The following is a 3,673-nucleotide window of genomic DNA, read 5'->3' as shown; positions in this document are numbered from 1 at the left end:
AAAACAAGCGGGGGTTTTTTTTCGACTATAAATAATAAAGATTAGGTAAGCCAATGAGGTAAAGTCATGAAAGGATCGCAATGGATAGTGAGTGTATTAAAATCTTGTGGTGTTGAAATTGTTTTTGGGTATCCAGGTGGGCAAATTATGCCATTATATGATGCCTTATATGATGGTGGTTTACCCCATGTATTATGTCGGCATGAACAAGGCGCTGCGATGGCTGCAATAGGATATGCTCGTGCTACGGGGAAAGTCGGTGTCTGTATCGCCACATCAGGACCCGGGGCGACGAATTTATTAACGGGGCTTGCTGACGCGTTAATTGATTCAGTTCCCATTATTGCTATTACTGGTCAAGTACCAACGCATTTAATAGGGACAGATGCATTTCAGGAAATCGATATTTTAGGTATGTCATTAGCGTGTACCAAGCATAGTTTTTTAGTCGAAAACGCGGCTGATTTGTCAACTGTGATACCACAAGCATTTAATATCGCCAGCAGTGGTAGACCAGGACCAGTGTTAATTGATATACCTAAAGATGTTCAGATAACAGAAGTGGATTACCAAAACGTATCAACTGCCGTTTGTTCCACTTATACGCAACAGATTGTTTACCCCACTAATATACAACTCGCTAAAAGCATGTTAGATCAAGCTAAAAAACCGATACTTTATATCGGTGGCGGTGTTGGTATGGCTAATGGTGTTTCTGCGCTACGTGAATTTATACAAGTATCAAACGTGCCTTGTGTTTCAACCTTAAAGGGTTTAGGCGCTGCTGACCATACTCATCCCTATTACTTAGGTTTACTTGGTATGCATGGGTCTAAAACTGCCAATTTAGCCGTGCAAGAAAGCGATTTACTTATCGCTATTGGCGTGCGATTCGATGATAGAGTGACAGGAAATTTAAATGAATTTGCCAAACATGCCAAAGTAATTCACATTGATATTGATCCAGCTGAAATTAATAAATTACGGCAAGTCGATTTATCCTTAACAGGGGATTTAACCGCTATTTTACCAGCATTACAACAGCCGTTATCAATTGAACCTTGGCTGCAACAGCTAACTCAGTTAGCTGCACAATTCGCGATCTCTTATCATCATGCTGGCGAAGCGATTTATGCGCCATTATTATTAAAACAACTTTCCGATTTGATTGATGACCAAACTGTCGTTACCACTGATGTTGGGCAACATCAAATGTGGGCCGCACAACATATGCGCTTTACTCATCCACACAATTTTATTACCTCTAGCGGCTTAGGTACCATGGGATTTGGACTACCAGCAGCCATTGGTGCGCAACTAGCTCGACCGAAAGATGATGTTATTTGTATTTCAGGTGATGGTTCTTTTATGATGAATATTCAAGAGCTGGCTACGATTAAACGTAAACAATTACCGATAAAAATAGTATTAATCGATAATCAACGATTGGGTATGGTAAGGCAATGGCAGCAGCTTTTTTTTGCTGAAAGATATAGTGAAACTAATCTTTCTGATAATCCTGATTTTTTAGTTTTAGCTAGTGCTTTTGGCATATCTGGACAGACTATTACGAAGAAATCCGACGTCATTCCAGCTTTACAAACAATGTTGAATTCACCGAGTGCGTATTTACTTCATGTACGTATTGATGAAATGGAAAACGTATGGCCATTAGTTCCACCAGGTGCTGCGAATCAAACCATGTTAGAAAATATATCAAATTAAGGATAAATCGATATGGGACTAAATCAATTAACTATTATAGCGCATAATCAATTAGGTATTTTAGAACGAATATTACGTGTGATTCGCCATCGAGGAGGTCGAATTACGGCGATCAATATGCAATTAAGAGAAAGCAATATCATCAATATCAACATAGTACTAGAAAGCCAACGCCCAATTGAATTGCTTAAAAAGCAATTAATTAAATTGGTCGATGTAATTAATATTGATGATGAACATTATTCCAATAACCATTAATATTTATCACTTTTTATAAGAAAATAACGTGGTTCTGTATTAATCTATATAAGATAACAGGCGCGGTAGGGTAACCATTGTTACACCATACCACTATAAATTAAATCTTATTATTAAAACAATAAAAGGCATATAAAATAAAAAGATAAGCATTGAGGATTACAACGCGTTGTTGTAAATAAGTGATAAGTCATAGTAGAGCAGTATTTATAGATAGCGTTATGGCGCTTAACCTGATTAAACAACTATAACTTTTCGGTGAAAGCCAAATAACATGTTTTATTTTAACCTAAGCATCAAATAAGAAATTGGGAGCATTACATGCCTAAATATCGTTCAGCGACATCAGTAGAAGGTCGTAATATGGCCGGCGCCCGTGCTTTATGGCGAGCGACTGGCGTTAAAAATGAAGATTTTGGTAAACCTATTATTGCCGTTGTTAACTCCTTTACCCAGTTTGTACCGGGTCATGTGCATTTAAAAGATATTGGACAATTAGTTGCTCAGCATATTGAGCAGGCAGGGGGGATAGCGAAAGAGTTTAATACCATTGCTGTCGATGATGGGATTGCGATGGGACATGGCGGCATGCTTTATTCTCTACCATCGAGAGAACTCATTGCTGATTCTGTTGAATATATGGTTAATGCACATTGTGCCGATGCGATGATTTGTATTTCTAACTGCGACAAAATTACGCCAGGGATGTTGATGGCGGCCTTACGTCTTAATATACCCGCTATTTTTGTCTCTGGCGGTCCGATGGAAGCTGGAAAAACCAAATTATCTGATCAACTGATAAAATTAGATCTCATTGATGCTATGATCCAAGGTGCAAATCCGCATGTATGTGATGAAGAAAGCCAAAGAATTGAAGAAGCCGCGTGTCCGACGTGTGGATCTTGTTCAGGTATGTTTACCGCTAATTCTATGAACTGCTTAACCGAAGCTCTAGGATTAGCGCTACCGGGGAATGGATCATTAGTAGCGACACATAAACAGCGTGAATCATTGTTTATCAAGGCCGCCAAACAGATTGTAGCGCTAACTAAACAATACTACGAAAATAATGATGAGACGGTCTTGCCGCGATCGATTGCGACTAAAGCAGCTTATGAAAATGCGATGGCATTAGATATTGCCATGGGTGGATCGACCAATACCGTTTTACATCTATTAGCCACTGCCCAAGAAGGCGACATTGATTTTAAAATGGCTGATATTGACCGGCTATCGCGCAACATTCCGCATTTATGTAAAGTCGCGCCAAGTACACAACAATATCATATGGAAGATGTACACCGTGCTGGTGGGGTGATGGCTATTCTAGGTGAATTAGACCGAGCAGGGTTGCTTAATCGTCACGTAAATAATGTACTTGGTTTAAATTTATCTGACACCTTATCCCATTATGATATTATGCAGACGACTGATGAGCAGGTAAAAAAAATGTATAGCGCTGGACCAGCTGGTGTTCGTACTACACAAGCTTTTTCACAGGATTGCTATTGGTCTACATTAGATACCGATCGTAAAGCTGGATGTATTCGTGCTAAAGAGTATGCTTATAGTCAAGATGGTGGGCTAGCCACTCTCTATGGCAATATTGCTATTGATGGTGCGATCGTAAAAACGGCTGGCGTTGCCGCCGAAAATTTAGTTTTTCGTGGACCGGCTAAAGTGTATGAAA

General features: G+C 39.4%; 3 protein-coding genes. All 3 read left to right on the top strand.

What is annotated here, in order from left to right; translation table 11 throughout:
- The first annotated feature begins 66 nt into the window (after positions 1-66).
- Positions 67-1,725, top strand: a complete 1,659-nt coding sequence (gene ilvG / locus O970_RS08820) for an acetolactate synthase 2 catalytic subunit (RefSeq protein ID WP_133459338.1) — start codon at positions 67-69, stop codon at positions 1,723-1,725.
- 12 nt (positions 1,726-1,737) lie between these two features.
- Positions 1,738-1,983: an acetolactate synthase 2 small subunit gene (gene ilvM / locus O970_RS08815; RefSeq protein ID WP_133459337.1), complete on the top strand. Its 246-nt coding sequence runs from the start codon at positions 1,738-1,740 to the stop codon at positions 1,981-1,983.
- 321 nt (positions 1,984-2,304) lie between these two features.
- The coding region (gene ilvD, locus O970_RS08810; protein ID WP_133459336.1) for a dihydroxy-acid dehydratase at positions 2,305-3,673 on the top strand (1,369 nt) is incomplete at its 3' end.

It is taken from the genome of Candidatus Schmidhempelia bombi str. Bimp (assembly GCF_000471645.3).
GTDB classification, from domain to species: domain Bacteria; phylum Pseudomonadota; class Gammaproteobacteria; order Enterobacterales; family Orbaceae; genus Utexia; species Utexia bombi.
Note: the sequence above shows the minus strand (reverse complement) of the source record. Positions and strands in the feature narration are given on the sequence as shown.

Coding starts and splice junctions, on each gene's coding strand:
- ilvG (WP_133459338.1), top strand. CDS start 67: ATGAAAGGATCGCAATGGATAGTGAGTGTATTAAAATCTTGTGGTGTT.
- ilvM (WP_133459337.1), top strand. CDS start 1,738: ATGGGACTAAATCAATTAACTATTATAGCGCATAATCAATTAGGTATT.